Origin of the sequence: Burkholderia cepacia, from assembly GCF_001039005.1 — a bacterium.
Taxonomy (GTDB): domain Bacteria; phylum Pseudomonadota; class Gammaproteobacteria; order Burkholderiales; family Burkholderiaceae; genus Burkholderia; species Burkholderia theae.
Map to the genome: position 1 here is coordinate 303,758 of NZ_LDWR01000041.1, position 19,390 is coordinate 323,147.

At 66.6% G+C, this 19,390-nt stretch carries 12 protein-coding genes and 1 tRNA gene; 6 read left to right on the forward strand and 7 right to left on the reverse strand.

The features are described 5' to 3' along the window. Window positions 1-15 precede the first annotated feature (15 nt). The gene (aceE, locus tag VL15_RS23180) at window positions 16-2,712 is read right to left on the reverse strand and encodes a pyruvate dehydrogenase (acetyl-transferring), homodimeric type (protein WP_048248782.1); all 2,697 of its coding nucleotides are present in this window, start codon (window positions 2,710-2,712) and stop codon (window positions 16-18) included. Window positions 2,713-2,985: 273 nt separating this feature from the next. Between aceE and fixL the strand changes: the two genes are divergently transcribed. The 4 genes from fixL (at window position 2,986) to VL15_RS23200 (ending at window position 9,619) form a co-directional block, all read left to right on the forward strand. Next, complete coding sequence (gene fixL, locus VL15_RS23185) at window positions 2,986-5,502, forward strand: oxygen sensor histidine kinase FixL (protein ID WP_048248784.1); 2,517 nt, start codon at window positions 2,986-2,988, stop codon at window positions 5,500-5,502. Next, entirely contained in the window at window positions 5,499-6,137 is a 639-nt protein-coding gene (fixJ, locus tag VL15_RS23190) for an oxygen response regulator transcription factor FixJ (protein WP_006493245.1), read from the forward strand. The genes fixL and fixJ overlap by 4 nt, the downstream gene beginning before the upstream one ends. Before the next feature lie 262 nt (window positions 6,138-6,399). Beyond that, complete coding sequence (gene folD, locus VL15_RS23195) at window positions 6,400-7,260, forward strand: bifunctional methylenetetrahydrofolate dehydrogenase/methenyltetrahydrofolate cyclohydrolase FolD (RefSeq protein ID WP_048248787.1); 861 nt, start codon at window positions 6,400-6,402, stop codon at window positions 7,258-7,260. A gap of 271 nt (window positions 7,261-7,531) precedes the next feature. Next, window positions 7,532-9,619: a M3 family metallopeptidase gene (locus VL15_RS23200; RefSeq protein ID WP_048248789.1), complete on the forward strand. Its 2,088-nt coding sequence runs from the start codon at window positions 7,532-7,534 to the stop codon at window positions 9,617-9,619. Between the two features lie 58 nt (window positions 9,620-9,677). Here VL15_RS23200 and dinB read toward each other — a convergent pair whose 3' ends face one another. Continuing rightward, the gene (gene dinB, locus VL15_RS23205; protein WP_048248790.1) at window positions 9,678-10,841 is read right to left on the reverse strand and encodes a DNA polymerase IV; all 1,164 of its coding nucleotides are present in this window, start codon (window positions 10,839-10,841) and stop codon (window positions 9,678-9,680) included. A 150-nt stretch (window positions 10,842-10,991) separates the two neighbouring features. Here dinB and VL15_RS23210 point away from each other — a divergent pair, with 150 nt between their 5' ends. Continuing rightward, window positions 10,992-11,684, forward strand: coding sequence for an aspartate/glutamate racemase family protein (locus VL15_RS23210; protein WP_048248793.1), 693 nt, complete (start codon window positions 10,992-10,994; stop codon window positions 11,682-11,684). A 94-nt stretch (window positions 11,685-11,778) separates the two neighbouring features. Here the strand turns inward: VL15_RS23210 and VL15_RS23215 are convergent. Beyond that, a tRNA-Met gene (locus VL15_RS23215) sits at window positions 11,779-11,855 on the reverse strand. A 183-nt stretch (window positions 11,856-12,038) separates the two neighbouring features. Between VL15_RS23215 and xth the strand changes: the two genes are divergently transcribed. Then, window positions 12,039-12,815 (forward strand): exodeoxyribonuclease III, encoded by a 777-nt coding sequence (gene xth, locus VL15_RS23220; RefSeq protein WP_048248794.1) that lies wholly within the window; start codon window positions 12,039-12,041, stop codon window positions 12,813-12,815. A gap of 19 nt (window positions 12,816-12,834) precedes the next feature. Here xth and VL15_RS23225 read toward each other — a convergent pair whose 3' ends face one another. From VL15_RS23225 to glnA, 4 genes are all read right to left on the reverse strand, one after another. Then, window positions 12,835-14,943 (reverse strand): prolyl oligopeptidase family serine peptidase, encoded by a 2,109-nt coding sequence (locus VL15_RS23225; protein WP_048248796.1) that lies wholly within the window; start codon window positions 14,941-14,943, stop codon window positions 12,835-12,837. Window positions 14,944-15,021: 78 nt separating this feature from the next. Further along, a complete protein-coding gene (gene ntrC / locus VL15_RS23230; RefSeq protein WP_048248797.1) occupies window positions 15,022-16,536 on the reverse strand; it encodes a nitrogen regulation protein NR(I) in 1,515 nt (504 codons plus the stop codon). Between the two features lie 45 nt (window positions 16,537-16,581). After that, window positions 16,582-17,724: a nitrogen regulation protein NR(II) gene (gene glnL, locus VL15_RS23235; RefSeq protein WP_048248798.1), complete on the reverse strand. Its 1,143-nt coding sequence runs from the start codon at window positions 17,722-17,724 to the stop codon at window positions 16,582-16,584. Between the two features lie 161 nt (window positions 17,725-17,885). Continuing rightward, window positions 17,886-19,301, reverse strand: coding sequence for a type I glutamate--ammonia ligase (glnA, locus tag VL15_RS23240; protein WP_048248800.1), 1,416 nt, complete (start codon window positions 19,299-19,301; stop codon window positions 17,886-17,888). Window positions 19,302-19,390 lie beyond the last annotated feature (89 nt).

Sequence of the window (19,390 nt, forward strand, 5' to 3'; positions counted from 1 at the left end):
CACACGGCGTGTGCGTTAAACGGTCATCGGGTTGGGCTTGGACGGATCGAGGTTGTACTTGGCAATCGCTTCCGCGACCACCTTGCGCTCGATCGTGCCTTCGTCGGCCAGCGCGTTGAGCGCCGCGACGGTGACCCAGTGACGGTCGACCTCGAAGAAGTGACGCAGCTTCTCGCGGGTATCCGAGCGGCCGAAGCCGTCGGTGCCCAGCACGACGAAGCGGCGATCGACCTGGCCGCGGATCTGGTCGACCAGCGCACGGACGTAGTCGGTCGATGCGATGACCGGGCCCTGCGTGTCCTTCAGGCACTTCTGCACGTGCGACAGGCGGCGCTCTTCGGTCGGATGGAGCAGGTTCCAGCGCTCGACCTGATGGCCTTCGCGCGCGAGCTCGGTGAAGCTCGGCACGCTCCACAGATCGGCGGCGACGCCCCAGTCGTTCTTCAGCAGGTCGGCGGCAGCGATCACTTCGTTGAAGATCGTGCCCGCGCCGAGCAGCTGGACGCGCGGCGCCTTCTTGTCGGCGTCAGCCTTCTTGAACGCGTACATGCCCTTGATGATGTCGGCCGCCACGTGCTCGCCCTGCGGAATCGCCGGGTGCTCGTAGTTCTCGTTCATCACCGTGACGTAGTAGTACACGTCTTCCTGATCCTGCACCATGCGGCGCAGACCGTCCTGGATGATCACCGCGAGTTCATAACCGAACGTCGGGTCGTAGCTCACGCAGTTCGGCACCGATGCCGCCCACAGGAGCGAGTGACCGTCTTCGTGCTGCAGGCCTTCGCCGTTCAGCGTCGTACGGCCCGCCGTGCCGCCGAGCAGGAAGCCGCGCGAGCGCATGTCGCCCGCGGCCCATGCGAGGTCGCCGATCCGCTGGAAGCCGAACATCGAGTAGAAGATGTAGAACGGCACCATGATCTCGCCGTGCGTCGAGTACGACGTCGCCGCCGCGATCCAGTCGCACATGCCGCCCGCTTCGTTGATGCCTTCCTGCAGGATCTGGCCGGTTTCCGATTCCTTGTAGAACATCAGCTGGTCGGAATCTTCCGGCACGTACTTCTGGCCCTGCTGGTTCCAGATACCGATCTGGCGGAACAGGCCTTCCATGCCGAACGTACGCGATTCGTCCGGGACGATCGGCACGACGCGCTTGCCGAGCGCCTTGTCCTTCAGCAGGATGTTCAGGATCCGCACGAACGCCATCGTCGTCGAGATCTCGCGGCCTTCGCCCGTGCCCTTCAGCAGCGGCTCGAACGCGTCGAGCGCCGGCACCGGCAGCGACGTCGCCTTCTCGCGGCGGTGCGGCAGGTAGCCGCCGAGGTCCATGCGCTGCTTGCGCATGTATTCGAGTTCCTTCGAGCCTTCCTCGAACTTCAGGTACGGCACGTCGGCGATCTGTTCGTCGGTGATCGGCAGGCGGAACTGGTCGCGGAACTTCTTCAGTTGCTCGACCGGCAGCTTCTTCTGCTGGTGCGTGATGTTCATCGCCTGACCCGACTCGCCCATCCCGTAGCCCTTGATGGTCTTCGCGAGGATGACGGTCGGCGCGCCCTTCGTGTTGCTGGCTTCGTGGAACGCCGCATAGATCTTGTGCGGATCGTGGCCGCCGCGGTTCAGCGCCCAGATATCGTCGTCCGACCAGTCGGCGACGAGCGCCTTCAGTTCAGGCGTGTTGAAGAAGTGCTCGCGGACGAATGCGCCCGATTCCGACTTGTACGTCTGGTATTCGCCGTCGACGACATCCATCATGCGGCGCATCAGCGCGCCCGACTTGTCGCGCGCGAACAGCGCATCCCAGCGGCTGCCCCAGATGACCTTGATCACGTTCCAGCCGGCGCCGCGGAATTCCGATTCCAGTTCCTGGATGATCTTGCCGTTGCCGCGCACCGGGCCGTCGAGACGCTGCAGGTTGCAGTTGATCACGAACACGAGGTTGTCGAGCTTCTCGCGGCTCGCCATCCCGATCGCGCCGAGCGATTCCGGCTCGTCCGTCTCGCCGTCGCCGAGGAACGCCCACACCTTGCGGCCTTCCGTCGTTGCGATGCCGCGCGCCTGCAGGTACTTCATGAAGCGCGCCTGGTAGATCGCCATGATCGGGCCGAGGCCCATCGACACGGTCGGGAACTGCCAGAAGTCCGGCATCAGCCACGGGTGCGGGTACGACGAAATGCCGTTGCCGTCGACTTCCTGGCGGAAGTTGTCGAGCTGCTCTTCCTTCAGGCGGCCGAGCAGGAACGCGCGCGAATACACGCCCGGCGACGAGTGGCCCTGCACGAACACGAGATCGCCGCCGTGCTGGTCGGACGCTGCGTGCCAGAAGTGGTTGTAGCCGACGTCATAGAGCGTCGCGGCCGACGCGAACGACGCGATGTGGCCGCCGACGTTCGTGTCCTTGCCCGCGCGCAGCACCATCGCCAGCGCGTTCCAGCGCGTGTACGAACGGATGCGGTGCTCGATGTCCTGGTCGCCCGGGATCTTCGCCTGGCCCGAGACCGGGATCGTGTTGATGTACGGGGTATTCGCGGAGAACGGCAGGTGTTCGCCGTGCATGCGGGCGAACTCGATCTGCTTTTCGATCAGGTAATGCGCGCGGCCAGTGCCCACGGAGGAGATTACGCCATCGAGCGACTCCAGCCACTCAACGGTTTCTTGCGGGTCGTCGTCACGTTCGGCGGCGACATATTTCATCACTTCGTTCGGTACAGCGGACATTCTCGTCTCCTGGGTCCTGGAATGTGAGGATCGCTCTCGTGCAGACGACGCGACGCGACCGGCTGCGGGCAAGCTCCAGCGGATTGTAATGAGCGTGCGCGGGCCTGCGCAACAAAATTTTCGAATCGTGAGATCTTTTCTCGTAATGCGGAATATTGCTGCGCTGCACCCATATTTCGGGGCGCTCCGGCGCGTTCCGGCTGAACAAATCCGTTTCCGTTCAACATATCCGGTATAGGTTTTCCATGTATTGCGCTGCGCTACAATCCTGCCATGTTGACCGATCGGCTTTTCGCACGCTCGGCGCGACCGTCGGGCCCGCCGGCGGAGTCGCAGCCGTCCCGTTGGCACCACGGACCGTGGTGGTCCAATTCCTATTTGCTGACGCCGCTGCTGTCGATCCTCGTGTTCCTCGTGGTGATGAGCCTCATCCTGTGGAGCCTCAACCGCCGCGAGCAGCAGCAGCAGGAAGACACCCTGTTCCGTAACGTCGCATGGGCGCAGCAGCAGATCCGCCTGTCGATGACGGGCGCACAGGAACAGCTGCAGGCGCTGTCGCGCGATCTCGCGTCCGGCCGCCTCGACCAGAACGCGTTCCAGATGGCCGTCGCCGACGTGATGCAGACGCATCCGGAAATCCTCTACCTGAACTGGTATACGGCACCCGGCGTGCAGCGCTGGCCGACCGTGCATCCGCCGCTGCTCGGCCAGCGGCTCGCGAAGCCCGGCGATGCGCAGATGCAGGACGCCGTCCGCGGCGCCTACGACGAAGCGCGCAGCACGCGCCGCCAGGCCTATTCGCCGCTGATCTACGACGACTTCGGCAACGGCTTCATCACGCTGCAAACGCCGGTGATGCGCGGCGACCGCGAATATCTCGGCTCGATCGCCGCGGTGTTCTCGGTCGAAGGCGTCCTGAAGCACGACATCCCGCAGGAACTGTCGTCGAAGTACAAGATCTCGATCACCGACGCGAACAACCGCGAGCTGTCGTCCACCTCGACGCGCCCGCGCCTGCCGCGCGACTCCCACTACGACCTGCCGCTCGATCCGCCCGGCCAGGGGCTGACCGTGCGCGTGTACGCGTTCCCGCAGCTCACCAACCTGACCAACAACACGCTCGTGTGGCTCGTCGCGGGGCTGTCGTGCTTCGTGCTGTGGAGCCTCTGGAGCCTGTGGAAGCACACGCGCCAGCGCTTCGAGGCGCAGCAGGCGCTGTACGCGGAAGCGTTCTTCCGCCGCGCGATGGAAAACTCGGTGCTGATCGGCATGCGCGTGCTCGACATGCACGGCCGCATCACGCACGTGAACCCCGCGTTCTGCCGGATGACGGGCTGGGACGAAACCGACCTCGTCGGCAAGGTCGCGCCGTTCCCGTACTGGCCGCGCGACGCTTACCCGGAGATGCAGCGCCAGCTCGACATGACGCTGCGCGGCAAGGCGCCGAGCTCGGGCTTCGAGCTGCGTGTGCGGCGCAAGAACGGCACGCTGTTCCACGCGCGCCTGTACGTGTCGCCGCTGATCGACAGCTCCGGCCGCCAGACCGGCTGGATGTCGTCGATGACCGACATCACCGAGCCGAAGCGCGCGCGCGAGGAGCTCGCGGCCGCGCACGAGCGCTTCACGACGGTGCTCGAAAGCCTCGACGCCGCGGTGTCGGTGCTGGCCGCCGACGAGGCCGAACTGCTGTTCGCGAACCGCTACTACCGCCACCTGTTCGGCATCCGCCCGGACGGCCATCTCGAACTGTCTGGCGGCGGCTTCGACCGCGCGCAGGCCTCGTCCGACTCGATCGACATGGTCGACGCGTTCGCGGGCCTGCCGGCCGCCGCGCTGACGAGCAGCACCGCCGATGCGCAGGAGGTGTATGTCGAGAGCATCCAGAAGTGGTTCGAGGTGCGCCGCCAGTACATCCAGTGGGTGGACGGCCACCTCGCGCAGATGCAGATCGCGACCGACATCACGACCCGCAAGAAGGCGCAGGAACTCGCGCACCAGCAGGAAGAGAAGCTGCAGTTCACGAGCCGATTGATGACGATGGGTGAAATGGCGTCGTCGATTGCTCACGAATTGAATCAGCCGCTCGCCGCGATCAACAACTACTGCTCGGGCACGCTCGCACTCGTCAAGAGCGGCCGCGGTACGCCCGAGACGCTGCAGCCCGCGCTGGAAAAGACCGCGCAGCAGGCGCTGCGCGCGGGGATGATCGTCAAGCGGATCCGCGAATTCGTGAAGCGCAGCGAGCCGAAGCGCCAGCCGGCGCGCGTCGCGGACATCGTCGCCGACGCGGTCGGGCTCGCCGAAATCGAGGCCAGGAAGCGCAGGATCCGGATCGTCACGGAAATCCTCGCAAGAATGCCTATTATTTATGTCGACCCCGTGCTGATCGAGCAGGTCCTGATGAACCTGATGAAGAACGCGGCCGAAGCAATGGCCGACGTGAAGCCGGTGTCGGCGGACGGCGTGATCCGCGTCGTCGCCGACATCGATGCGGGATTCGTCGACATCCGCGTGATCGACCAGGGCCCGGGCGTCGACGAAGCGACCGCCGAGCGCCTGTTCGAACCGTTTTACAGCACCAAGTCCGATGGCATGGGCATGGGGCTGAACATCTGCCGTTCGATCATCGAATCGCATCGGGGGCGTCTGTGGGTGGTCAACAACGTCGAGCCGGATGGCCGCATTTCCGGCGCGACGTTCCACTGCAGCCTGCCCATTGGGGAACCCGCTGATCTCGGCCGAGGGGGGCGCGACGCATCGGCATCACATACCGTTACGGGAGAACTATGAATAGCCCTGTCACCACCACTCAGGAAACCGTCTTTGTCGTCGACGACGACGAGGCCGTACGGGACTCGCTGCGCTGGCTGCTGGAGGCGAACGGCTATCGCGTGCAATGCTTCTCGAGCGCCGAGCAATTCCTCGATGCTTACCAGCCTGCGCAGCAGGCCGGCCAGATCGCCTGCCTGATCCTCGACGTCCGGATGTCGGGCATGAGCGGCCTCGAGTTGCAGGAGCGCCTGATCGCCGACAACGCCGCGCTGCCGATCATCTTCGTCACGGGTCACGGCGATGTGCCGATGGCCGTTTCGACGATGAAAAAGGGTGCGATGGACTTTATCGAGAAACCGTTCGACGAAGCCGAGTTGCGCAAGCTCGTCGAGCGGATGCTCGACAAGGCCCGAAGCGAAAGCAAGAGCGTCCAGGAACAGCGTGCCGCGAGCGAACGCCTGTCGAAGCTGACCGCGCGCGAGCAGCAGGTGCTCGAACGGATCATCGCGGGCCGCCTGAACAAGCAGATCGCCGACGATCTCGGCATCAGCATCAAGACGGTCGAAGCGCACCGCGCGAACATCATGGAAAAGCTCAACGTCAACACGGTGGCCGACCTGCTGCGCCTCGCGCTGTCGAAGAAACAGGCCTGAGCGTTCGCCGGCCGCGGCGGCGCTGCCCGCCCGGCCCAGGGGCCTGTTCACGCCGATGGCGGGCTTGCCCCTGCCGCCCCGCGCGATGCGGCCCACTCGCGCGGCGGCGGCGTTTCTTCCCGGCGCGCGAGCGCCGCGGCCATGACGCTTTCCGCTGATTCGCTGTCGGACGGCAGCAGGCGAACGGTATAATTGCGTGCTTTGCTGCGGCGCTTCGAGCGTCGCACGCCCGCATTCCAACTTCCCGGCAGGACCCACCACCATGACAGCCCTCCTCATCGACGGCAACGGCCTTTCGAAGACCCTGCGCGCGCAGGCCGCCGAACGCGCCGCCGCCCTGACCGCACGCGGCCACCAGCCCGGTCTCGCGGTGATCCTCGTCGGCGCGAACCCGGCGAGCGAAGTCTACGTGCGCAACAAGATCAAGGCGTGCGAGGACAACGGTTTCTTCTCGCTGAAGGATGCCTACCCCGCGACGCTGTCGGAAGCCGACCTGCTCGCGCGCATCGACGAGCTGAACCGCGATCCGAAGATCCACGGCATCCTCGTCCAGTTGCCGCTGCCCGCGCACATCGACAGCCACAAGGTGATCGAGGCGATCGCGCCGGAGAAGGACGTCGACGGCTTTCACGTCGCGAACGCCGGCGCGCTGATGACCGGCAAGCCGCTGTTCCGCCCGTGCACGCCGTACGGCGTGATGAAGATGTTCGAAGCCCACGACATCGCGCTGCAGGGTGCGAACGCGGTCGTGATCGGCCGCTCGAACATCGTCGGCAAGCCGATGGCGATGATGCTGCTCGAAGCCGGCGCGACCGTGACGATCTGCCACAGCAAGACGCGCGACCTCGCCGCGCACACGCGTGAGGCCGACATCGTGGTCGCCGCGGTCGGCAAGCGCAACATCCTGACCGCCGACATGGTGAAGCCCGGCGCGACGGTGATCGACGTCGGCATGAACCGCGACGACGCGGGCAAGCTGTGCGGCGACGTCGACTTCGCGGGCGTGAAGGAAGTGGCCGGCCACATCACGCCGGTCCCGGGCGGCGTCGGCCCGATGACCATTACGATGCTGCTGATCAACACGATCGAAGCCGCCGAGCGCGCCGCCGCCGCGGCCGCCTGACCGCGCGCCTGTTCAGCCGGCGCGCGGTTCGCGTGCGCCGGCGTCTCACCGGCCACTCCGCGCCGGCCTCGCCTCGCCTCGCCTCGCCTCGCCGCCGTCCCTCGCCAGACCGCTTTCCGCCCCGCATCCGACCCTGCGTCAATCGCGCCGTTAGAAACTAACGATTGGAAAGCGCACGATGCGCCCCAATAATGTCGATATCGGGCGCCGTTGCGCCTTACCGCCGTTACCCTTTTTATCCCGGTTCATCCGGCAACAGACAGGGAGTCTTATGTCCGCCAGCGCCAACACCAATCCGCTCCTCGACTTCTCCGGCCTGCCCCGCTTCGGCGAGATTCGCCCGGAACACGTGACGCCCGCGCTCGATACGCTGCTCGACGCAGCCACCCGCGCGGTCGAAGCCGCGAGCGCGCCCGCGACGCCGTCGACCTGGGCCGATGTGGTCGAGACGGTCGAACACGCGTCGGAGCCGCTCGGTCGCGCCTGGGGCATCGTCGGTCACCTGAACGCGGTCGCCGATACGCCCGAACTGCGGGCCGCCTACGGCGAGAACCTGCCGCGCGTGACCGAATTCTGGTCGAGCGTCGGCCAGAATCTCGCGCTGTACGAGAAGTACAAGGCGATCGCCGCGAGCGCCGAATACGCGACGCTGTCCGCCGAGCGCAAGAAGATCCTCGACAACGCGCTGCGCGATTTCCGCCTGTCGGGCGCCGAGCTGCCCGAGGACCGGAAACCGCGCTTCGCGGAATTGCAGGAACAGCAGGCCGCGCTGTCGAAGGCGTTCTCCGACCACGTGCTCGACGCGACCAACGCGTACGCGTACTTCGTGCAGGACGAGGCCGAGCTGGCCGGCCTGCCCGGCGACGCGATCGAGGCTGCCCGCGAAGCCGCGCAAAAGGACGCCAAGGACGGCTGGAAATTCACGCTGCACTTCCCGTCGTACTTCCCGGTGCTGCAGTACGCGAACAACCGCGCGCTGCGCGAGACGCTCTATCGCGCGTATGCGACGCGCGCGTCGGAGCTCGGGCCGCAGTACGGCGACGGCAAGGCCGAATGGGACAACACGGCGATCGTCGCCGACGAACTGAAGCTGCGCCGCGAAGAGGCGCAGATGCTCGGCTACCGCAACTTCGCCGAAGTGTCGCTCGCGCCGAAGATGGCCGAATCGCCGCAGCAGGTGATCGCGTTCCTCGAGGATCTCGCGACGCGTGCGCGCCCGCACGCGGACAAGGACTGGGACGAACTGCGCGCGTTCGCCGCGAAGGAACTCGACCTGGCCGAACTCGCGCCGTGGGACATCGCGTATGCGGCCGAAAAGCTGCGCCAGCAGCGCTACGCGTTCTCGGAAAACGAGGTCAAGCAGTACTTCCCGGAACCGGCCGCGCTGAAGGGCCTGTTCACCGTCACCGAGGCGCTGTTCGGCGTGCGGATCAAGCCGGACGAAGCACCGGTGTGGCACAAGGACGTGCGCTTCTTCCGCGTCGAGAACCGCGACGGCTCGCTCGTCGCACAGTTCTATCTCGACCTGTACGCCCGCGAAGGCAAACGCGGCGGCGCATGGATGGACGACGCGCGTTCGCGCGCGAAGCGCGGCAGCGACGTGCAGACCCCGGTCGCCTACCTCACCTGCAACTTCTCGGCGCCGGTCGGCGGCAAGCCCGCATGCTTCACGCACGACGAAGTCATCACGCTGTTCCATGAATTCGGCCACGGGCTGCACCACATGCTCACGCGCGTCGACGAGCTCGGCGTGTCGGGCATCAACGGCGTCGAATGGGATGCGGTCGAGCTGCCGTCGCAGTTCATGGAAAACTTCTGCTGGGAATGGGACGTGCTGTCGTCGATGTCGTCGCACGTCGACACGGGCGCCGCGCTGCCGCGCGAGCTGTTCGACAAGATGATTGCCGCGAAAAATTTCCAGAGCGGGCTCGGCACGCTGCGCCAGATCGTGTACTCGATGTTCGACATGCTGCTGCACGTCGACTTCGACCCGGCCGGCGCGACCGGCGTAAACGCGTTCGCGCGCGAGATCAACGAGCGCTACCACGTGATCCCGCAGGCGGCGTTCTCGCGCTGGCCGAACACGTTCAGCCATATCTTCGCGGGCGGCTATGCAGCCGGCTACTACAGCTACAAGTGGGCCGAGGTGCTGTCGGCCGACGCGTACGCGGCATTCGAGGAAGCGGCCGCCGCAAGCGGCAGCGTGCTCGACGCGGCAACCGGCACGCGCTATCGCCGCGAAATCCTCGAGGTCGGCGGCAGCCGCCCGGCGATGGATTCGTTCAAGGCGTTCCGCGGCCGCGAGCCGAAGATCGATGCGCTGCTGCGCCACAACGGGATGGCCGCGCCCACGCACTGAGCGCGCTGCCCGGCTCGGCCGGCAGGAACGACAGGCACCGCTTCGGCGGTGCCTTTTTTCATGGTGCGGACGATTCGTCGTCGAACAGCGAGAACTGCCCGTGACGCTCGGCCGTGTCCTCGTCGATACGCACACCGACGCCGAGCAGCCGCACGGCCTGCGCGCGCCGCTGCAGCCCCTTCGCGAGCAGCGTGACGGCCGTGTCCGCATTCGTCGCGTCGGCCACGCACTCGACCGTCGTGCGCTGGAAATCGGCGAAGCGGATCTTCACGTACAGCTTGCGGATCGACCGCGCGGCGCCCGCGCGCTCGACGCGCGTGTCGAGCTGCACGACGAGGCGGCGGATTTCGTCCGCGCATTGCTCGAGCGTCGTCAGGTCGGTCACGTAGGTCGTCTCGACGCTGACCGACTTGCGCTCCTGGTCGGCCTGCACGGGCCGCTCGTCGATCCCGCGCGACAGTTCGTACAGCCGCCGCCCGAAGGCGCCGAACTCGCGATGCAGGTCGATCAGGGGCCAGTCGCGCAGCTGCGCGCAGGTCTGGATGCCGAGCCGGTCGAGCCGCGTGGCCGTCACCTTGCCGACGCCGTGCAGCTTGCGCACCGGCAGCGCCGCGACGAATGCGTCGATCTCGTGCGGCCGCACGACGAACAGGCCGTCGGGCTTGTTCCAGTCGGATGCGATCTTCGCGATGAACTTGTTCGGCGCGACACCGGCCGACACCGTCACGCCGACGGTGTCGTGCACGCGCTGGCGGATCTCGCGCGCAATCAGCGTCGCACTGCCCTGGCACCGCTCGGAGCCGCTGACGTCGAGGTACGCCTCGTCGAGCGACAGCGGCTCGACGTCGGGCGTGTAATCGCGATAGATCGCCATGATCTGCCGCGACGCCGCGCGATACTTGTCCATCGCGGACGGCAGGATCAGCAGGTCCGGGCACTTGCGCATCGCGAGCGCCGACGACATCGCCGAATGCACGCCGTAGCGCCGCGCCTCGTAGTTACAGGTCGCGATCACGCCGCGCTGGTCGGGCCGGCCGCCGACCGCGAGCGGCCGGTTGCGCAGCGACGGGTCGTCGCGTATCTCGACCGATGCGTAAAAGCAGTCGCAATCGCAGTGGATGATCTTGCGCATGCGCGGCAGCGCGTCGCCCGGCGGCGGCACGTGCGGATCGGCAGGCGGAATGGTGGTCGGGTTCACGGTGCCGATACTGTACAAAAACACAGTGCCGGTTTCAACTGTCGCGTGCGCCCGCCATCGGCCGCCCGGCCCGGCGGTGCCGTACCGGTCCGCTGCGCGCGGATCGTACCGTCCGTGCGCCGGTTGCGGCCCCTATACTCGTCTGCCACGACACACGACATGCAGAGGCGACGGATGAAGACGATCGGACTGATCGGCGGGATGAGCTGGGAATCGTCGGCCGAGTACTACCGGCTGATCAACCGCCACTCGAAGGCGCTGCACGGCGGGCACCACAACGCGAAGAGCGTGCTGGTGACGGTCGATTTCGCGGAGATCGAAGCGCTGCAGCGCGCGCACGACTGGGCCGCGCTCGGCGAACGGATGGCCGACGCCGCGCGGCAGCTCGAAGCGGCCGGCGCCGATCTGGTCGTGCTGACGACCAATACGATGCACCGCGTGCACGAAGCGATCGAAGCCGCGGTGACGCTGCCGTTCCTGCATATCGCCGACCCGACCGGCGCCGCGCTGCGCGACGCGGGCATCGAGCGCGTCGCGCTGCTCGGCACGCGCTACACGATGGAGCTGCCGTTCTATGCGCAGCGGCTGCGCGAAAAGTTCGGGATGGAGGTGCTGGTGCCGGACGAACGCGGCCGCGACGACGTGCACCGGATCATCTACGACGAGCTGTGCCACGGCATCGTCGACGCAGCGTCGCGCGCGACGTACGTGACGATCATCGAAGGGCTGGCGGCACGCGGCGCGCAGGCCGTGATCCTCGGCTGTACGGAAATCACGCTGCTGATTGGCGCGGACGACTCGCCGCTGCCGGTGTTCGACACGACCGCGCTGCATGCGAAGGCGGCCGTGGAGTGGGCGGCGCGCTGATACGCGCGCAGAAAACAAAAAACCCGGCACGGGGCCGGGTTCCTGTCGACGAAGCGCGCAGTGGTCACTTGCGCTGCACATCGTCTGGTGTGCTTGGTTGCGGGGGTAGGATTTGAACCTACGACCTTCGGGTTATGAGCCCGACGAGCTGCCAGACTGCTCCACCCCGCGTCAGAGAAATAAATTATAGGGTGAGGAAGTACTTACGTCAACACTTTTGTCACAATCCTTTCTTCCCGCCCCGCTGCAGTGCCCCGTGATGCGTGATGCCTTCATCGCGTCGCGCGCGTTCGCACCGCGTGCTCGCGGTAAGATGGCGCCCTCCGCATTTATCCCGCACGCACACTTCCGTTCATGAAAATCGCCACCTGGAACGTCAACTCGCTCAACGTCCGCAAGCAGCACGTGCTCGACTGGCTCGCGCAAAGCGGGACCGACGTGCTGTGCCTGCAGGAACTGAAGCTGCCGGACGAGAAATTCCCGCGCGCCGATCTCGAAGCGGCCGGCTACCGCAGCTGGTTCACGGGCCAGAAGACCTACAACGGTGTCGCGATCCTCGCGCGCGACACGCTGTCCGTCGACGAAGCGGATGTCGTGCGCAACATCCCCGGCTTCGACGATCCGCAGCAGCGCGTGGTCGCCGCGACGGTCGACGGTGTGCGCATCGTGTCCGCGTATTTCCCGAACGGCCAGGCGCCCGACTCCGACAAGTTCGCCTACAAGATGCAGTGGCTCGACGCGCTGCAAGCGTGGCTGCGCACCGAACTGCAGCGCTACCCGAAACTCGCGCTGCTCGGCGACTACAACATCGCACCGGAAGACCGCGACGTGCACGATCCCGCGAAATGGGAAGGCCAGAACCTCGTGTCGCCGCAGGAGCGAGCGCATTTCGCGCAGCTGATCGAGCTTGGCTTCGTCGATGCGTTCCGCCGCTTCGAACAGCCCGAGAAGACCTTCACGTGGTGGGACTACCGGATGATGGCGTTCCGCCGCAACGCGGGGCTGCGCATCGATCACATCCTGCTGTCGCCGGCGCTCGCGGAAACCTGCACGTCGTGCGAGGTCGACCGCACGCCGCGCACGTGGGAACAGCCGTCCGACCACACGCCCGTCGTCGCGGTCGTCGGCTGATCGCGCCGCCCGCGCGCGTTCAGCGACGCGCGGGCGCCGGCCCGAGATGGGCCCACAGGAACCCGAATTCGGCCGCGTCGGATTCGGCGCGTTCCAGATCGTCGGCACTGCCGTGGCCGCCGTCGGTGTTCTCCCAGTACCACACCCGTTCGTGACCGAGCGCCTGCATGCGCGCGGCCATCTTGCGCGCATGCGCGGGATGCACGCGGTCGTCGCGGGTCGACGTCGTCAGCAATAACGGCGGATACGTGACGCCTTCGCGCACGCGGTGATACGGCGAATACGCGGCCAGCGCCGCGCCCTCACGCGGATCGTCGGGGTCGCCGTATTCGTCGAGCCATGCGGCGCCCGCGTGCAGCTTCGGATAGCGTCGCATGTCGAGCAGCGGCACGCGGCAGAGCACCGCGCCGAACAGTTCCGGCCGCTGCACCATGCACGCGGCGACCAGCAGCCCGCCGTTGCTGCCGCCCTCGATCCCGAGCTGCGCGGCGGTCGTCACGCCCGTCGCCGCCAGATCCTCGGCCACCGCGATGAAATCGTCGAACGAACGCTGCCGGTGTTCGCACTGCGCGTCGACGTGCCAGCGCGGCCCGAACTCGCCGCCGCCGCGGATGTGCGCGAACGCCATGACACCGCCGCGTTCGAGCCACGCGATGCCGAACGCGTCGCTGTAGCCCGGCAGGTTCGGGATCGCAAAGCCGCCATAACCCGACAGCAGGCACGGCCGCGCGACGCGCGCGGCGCCGTCGGGCGCATCGAGTGCATCGCGCGGCCCGATCAGCGTGTACGGCACCACCGTGCCGTCGCGCGAGCGCGCGCTCGCGCGACGCACGACGAGCCCGGTCGCGTCGAACTGCACCGGTGGCCGGTCAAGCAGCACGCGGCGCGACGGCGCATCGGCCGCGCGATCGGCAAGATCGGCCAGCCAGCATTCGGGCGGATCGAGATAGGTGTCGACGTCCACATAAATCTCGTCGTTCAGCGTCGACTCGACCGGCTCGACGTCGATCTGCGCGTCGCCCGGCCAGTCGAACGGCCGCGCGTCCCACGTCCACGTGCCGTCGTCCGCCTGCCGCGGCCGCCACAGCATCGTGCGGTTGTGCACGTCGTCGAGCCAGCTCGCGATCAGCGTCGTGCGCGTGTGCGTCCACGTGCACGCAGACGTCGACGGTTGCGGCGCGAACAGCGTCGTGAAGTCGCGCGCCCCGTCCATGAAGGCCTGCTCGCGGATCGCCAGCAGCGAGCCGCCCGCATGGCGCACGCCGTCGCAATCCCAGTCGAGACGCGGCTCCAGCACGAGCCAGCCTTCCCAGAACCCGACTTCGACATGCGTCGGCACGTCGTAGCGCGCCCAGTCGCCCGCCTCCGTCAGCCGGTACGCGTGCGCGTCGAAGAAATCGACGCTGCGCCACGCGACATGACGGTTGTCGATCGGATCGAACCCCGCGCCCGCGCTGATGTCGTCGGGTTCGCCGCGAAATACGACGGGCGCGTCGGCGAGCGGCGTGCCGCGCACCCAGCGCCGTGCTTCATACGGATAACCGGCCGCGGTCGCATGCGCTTCGCCGCGATCCCAGCTCACGTAGACGGTGTCGTGGTCGATCCAGCCGATCGTGTGATGCCCGGGCTCGTCGATCGTGAATCCGCCATCGACGAAACGGCGCTCGACGAGATCGAATTCGCGCACGACGACCGCGTCGGCACCGCCCGGCGACAGCGAGAGGAGCGCGCGGTCGCCGTCCGGATACAGGATCGCGTCCTGCTCGAACACCCACGATTCGCCCTCTTCGGCACCGAGCGCGTCGACGTCGAGCAGCGTTTCCCATGCCGGCCGGCCGGCGCGCCAGTCATCCCAGCGCGTGCGGCGCCACAGCCCCTTCGGATGGAGATCGTCCTGCCACAGGTCGTAGGCCCAGTCGCGCCAGCGGGTCGGAATCACCGGGCGTTCGCGCGGCAGATACGCTTTCGCGAGACGCGCCGTGAGCGCGCGATACGCATCGTCGTCGCGCAGCGCGGCGCGCGTGCGTGCATTCTGCTCGTCGACCCACGTGCGGGCGCGCTTGCTGTCGAGCGCTTCGAGGAAACGGAACGGGTCGGCCCCGGCGGGCCAGCGGAAGGAATCGGACATTGCGGATTGGCGTAACGGCAAACCGCGATTATGTCCGATCGCGGCACGCGCGATGCCCGCGCGTGCCGCGAATCATGCTCAGGGCTCCAGATGGAGTTCCTGGATCTTGCGCGTGATCGTGTTGCGGCCGATGCCGAGCCGCTCCGCGGCCTCGACCTTGCGGCCGCGGGTGAAGTCGAGCGCCTCGCGGATCACGGCCGCCTCGAAGCGGCGCGCGAGCTCGTCCATCACGTCGGCGGAGTTCTCGCGCAACAGCCGCGCGACTTCGGTGCGCAAGCCATGCTCCCACACCGGATAACCGGCCGGCGCGCCGTTCGGCGCGGCCGCGACGGGCGCGGACGCCACCGGCGCCGCACCGATGGCCGGCTGCCCGGCCAGCGCGCCGCCGCCGTTGCCGTGCGCATCCATGCCGTCGCCCGTCGCGACGACCGGCGCACCGGCCGGCACGAGGTCGGGCGGCAGATCCTTGATCTCGACGGTCTGCGCGGGCGCCATCACGGTCAGCCAGTTCGCGAGGTTCTCGAGTTGCCGCACGTTGCCGGGAAACGCCAGCGACGTGAGGTATGCCAGTGCGTCGTCGGACACCCGCTTCGGCTCGACGCCGAGATCGCGCGCGCTTTTCTGCAGGAAGTGGCGCGTGAGCAGCGCAATGTCTTCGCTGCGTTCGCGCAGCGGCGGCAGGCGCAGCCGGATCACGTTGAGCCGGTGGTAAAGATCCTCGCGGAACAGCCCTTGCCGCACGCGCGCCTCGAGATTCTGGTGCGTCGCGGCGATCACGCGCACGTTCGCGCGCAGCGGGTTGTGCCCGCCGACACGATAGAACTGCCCGTCCGACAGCACGCGCAACAGGCGCGTCTGCAGGTCGAACGGCATGTCGCCGATTTCGTCGAGGAACAGCGTTCCGTTCTCGGCCTGCTCGAAGCGGCCCTGGCGCGTCGTCTGCGCGCCGGTGAACGCACCGCGCTCGTGACCGAACAGCTCGGATTCGAGCAGGTCTTTCGGAATCGCCGCGGTGTTCAGCGCGATGAACGGTCCGTTCGCACGCGGGCTGTGACGATGCAGCGCACGCGCGACGAGCTCCTTGCCGGTGCCCGACTCGCCCGTGATCAGCACGGTCGCGGCCGAGTGCGACAGGCGCCCGATCGCGCGGAACATGTCCTGCATCGCGGGCGCCTGGCCAAGCATCTCCGGCGCCTCGGCGACACGCTCGTCCTGCGGCGTGCCGCCGCGCAGGCTTTCCTCGACCGCGCGGCGGATCAGCTCGACCGCCTTGTCGACGTCGAACGGCTTCGCGAGGTATTCGAACGCGCCGCCCTGGAACGCCGCCACGGCGCTGTCGAGATCCGAGAACGCCGTCATGATGATGACGGGCAGGCCCGGCAGGCGTTCGTGCATCGCCTGCAGCAACTCGAGGCCCGAGCCGCCCGGCATCCGGATGTCGGACACGAGCACCTGCGGTGTCTCGTGATCGAGCGCAGCCAGCGCGTCGCGCACGTTCGCGAAGCTCTTCGTCGCGAAGCTGTCCCGGGCGAGCGCCTTTTCAAGCACCCAGCGGATCGATTGGTCGTCGTCTACTATCCAGATCGGCTTCATAGGTCGGTCAGAATGGGGAAATCCGGTGAATCGCACTGCCGCCGCTCAATGGTCGAGCGGTAGCAGGATCTGAAATTCGGTACGTCCGGGCCGGCTTTCGACCTCGATCATCCCGTCGTGCTGCTGCACGAACGTCTGTGCGAGCGTGAGGCCGAGGCCGCTGCCGTCTTCGCGCCCGGACACGAGCGGATAGAAGATCCGGTCGCGGATCTCTTCCGGAATGCCGGGCCCGTTGTCGATCACATGCAAGTCCAGTGCCAGCCTGTACAGGCGCTTCGCGATCGTGATCTTGCGCGCGATGCGCGTGCGCAGCTCGATCTTCGCGTCGCCCTGCGCGATCCGTTCGCGCAGCGCCTGCGCGGCGTTGCGCACGATGTTGAGCAGCGCCTGGATCAGCTGCTCCTTGTCGCCACGCAGATCCGGCACGCTCACGTCGTAGTCGCGCTCGATCGTGAGTCCGCGCGGGAATTCCGCGAGCATCACCGCGCGCACGCGTTCGCACACTTCATGAATGTTCACGTCGCCGACGATATGCGGATGCCGATGCGGCTCCAGCAACCGGTCGACGAGCGTCTGCAGGCGATCGGACTCCTTGATGATCACCTGCGTGTATTCGCGCAACTCGCCGCGCTCGCGCTCGCCGAGTTCGAATTCGAGCAGCTGGGCTGCGCCGCGAATTCCGCCGAGCGGGTTCTTGATCTCATGCGCGAGGTTGCGGATCAGCTGCTTGTTGACCGCGGTCAGGTCGTGGATGCGCTCCTCGCGATCGGTACGCGACTGCCGCTCGTTCTCGAACAGCTCGACGAGCACGAAATCGGGCGCGGTCTCGAGGAAACCGACGATCGCATGCACGTGCAGCGGTTCGCGGCCGGGCCGGTCGAGCACGGTATCGAGGTGCGTCGCATGAAAGCGCTCCTCGCCGATCGCGGTGATCGTCGATGCAAGCTCGTTCGCGTTCGGAAAAATCTCGCCCCACGGCCGCTGCGCGAGTTGCCGGCGCGAGATGTCGAGCATCGCCTCCGCGGACGGGTTCGCGAACGCGATCCGCAGCGTCTTGCGGTCGAGCACGATCACGACCGTCGGCAGCGCTTCCAGCCCCGCAAGCAGGCCTGAGCGCGCGAGCCGCTCGTCGTCCGTCAGTCGCTCGGGCTGCCCCGTCTTCGCCTTGATCAGATTCTTCAGAACCATCTGCGTGCTTGTCGCGCCTCACCGGGCCAGAAAATGAAAATCCTCGGAACAAAAAAGGGACGGCTGGACGCCGTCCCCTTTCAGACTCCGCCGTTCCCGCCGCAAGCCGCGCGACGGGAACGAACCGGCAAAACGGCGCTGAATCGAAGCGCCATCGCCGATTACAGCGAGTAGTACATCTCGAACTCGATCGGGTGCGTCGTCATGCGGAACTTCGCCAACTCCTGCTCCTTCAGCGCGAGGTACGCATCCAGCATGCCGTCCGTGAACACGCCACCGCGCGTCAGGAACTCGCGATCCTTGTCGAGTGCTTCGAGTGCCTGGTCGAGGCCCGCGCAAACGGTCGGGATCTTTGCATCTTCTTCCGGCGGCAGGTCGTACAGGTTCTTGTCCGCGGCTTCGCCCGGATGGATCTTGTTCTGGATCCCGTCGAGGCCGGCCATCATCAGCGCCGTGAAGCACAGGTACGGGTTCGCCATCGGATCCGGGAAGCGCGTTTCGATACGGCGACCCTTCGGGTTCGACACGTGCGGAATGCGGATCGATGCCGAACGGTTGCGCGCCGAGTAAGCGAGCTTGACCGGTGCTTCGAAGTGCGGGACCAGACGCTTGTACGAGTTCGTCGTCGGGTTCGTGATCGCGTTCAGCGCACGGGCGTGCTTGATGATGCCGCCGATGTAGAACAGCGCCAGTTCCGACAGGCCGGCATAACCGTTGCCCGCGAACAGGTTCTGGCCGTCCTTCCAGATCGACTGGTGAACGTGCATGCCCGAACCGTTGTCGCCGACGACCGGCTTCGGCATGAACGTCGCCGTCTTGCCGTACGAGTGCGCGACGTTATGGATGATGTACTTCGACCATTGCGTCCAGTCCGCACGCTCGACCAGCGTCGAGAACTTCGTGCCGATTTCGTTCTGGCCCTGACCCGCCACTTCGTGGTGGTGCACTTCGACCGGGATGCCGAGCTGTTCGAGCAGCAGGCACATTTCCGAACGCATGTCCTGGAACGTGTCGACCGGTGCGACCGGGAAGTAGCCGCCCTTCGTGCCCGGACGGTGGCCCGTGTTGCCGCCTTCGAACTCCTTGCCGGCCGACCACGGTGCTTCTTCCGAGTTGATCTTCACGAAGCAGCCCGACATGTCCGTGTTCCACTGGACCGAGTCGAAAATGAAGAATTCCGGTTCCGGGCCGAAGTAGGCCGTGTCGCCGATGCCCGTGCTCTTCAGGTACGCTTCGCCGCGCTTCGCGAGCGAACGCGGATCGCGCTCGTAGCCCTTGCCGTCTGCCGGCTCGACCACGTCGCAGGTCAGCACGAGGGTCGACTCTTCATAGAACGGGTCGATGAAGGCAGCGCTCGGGTCCGGCATGAGCAGCATGTCCGACGCCTCGATACCCTTCCAGCCCGCGATCGACGAACCGTCGAATGCATGACCGCTTTCGAACTTGTCTTCGTCAAACGCCGAAACCGGCACCGACACGTGCTGTTCCTTGCCGCGCGTATCCGTGAAGCGGAAATCGACAAACTTGCAGTCCTCGTCCTTCACGAGTTGCATGACGTCGGCGACGGTTTTACTCATAACCTCTTCTCCTGATTGAACAATTCCGGCGGACTGGGAACCGCCTCGTTTATCGAGCTGATCGGGATCAAGCTTTTGCGCAGCGCGCC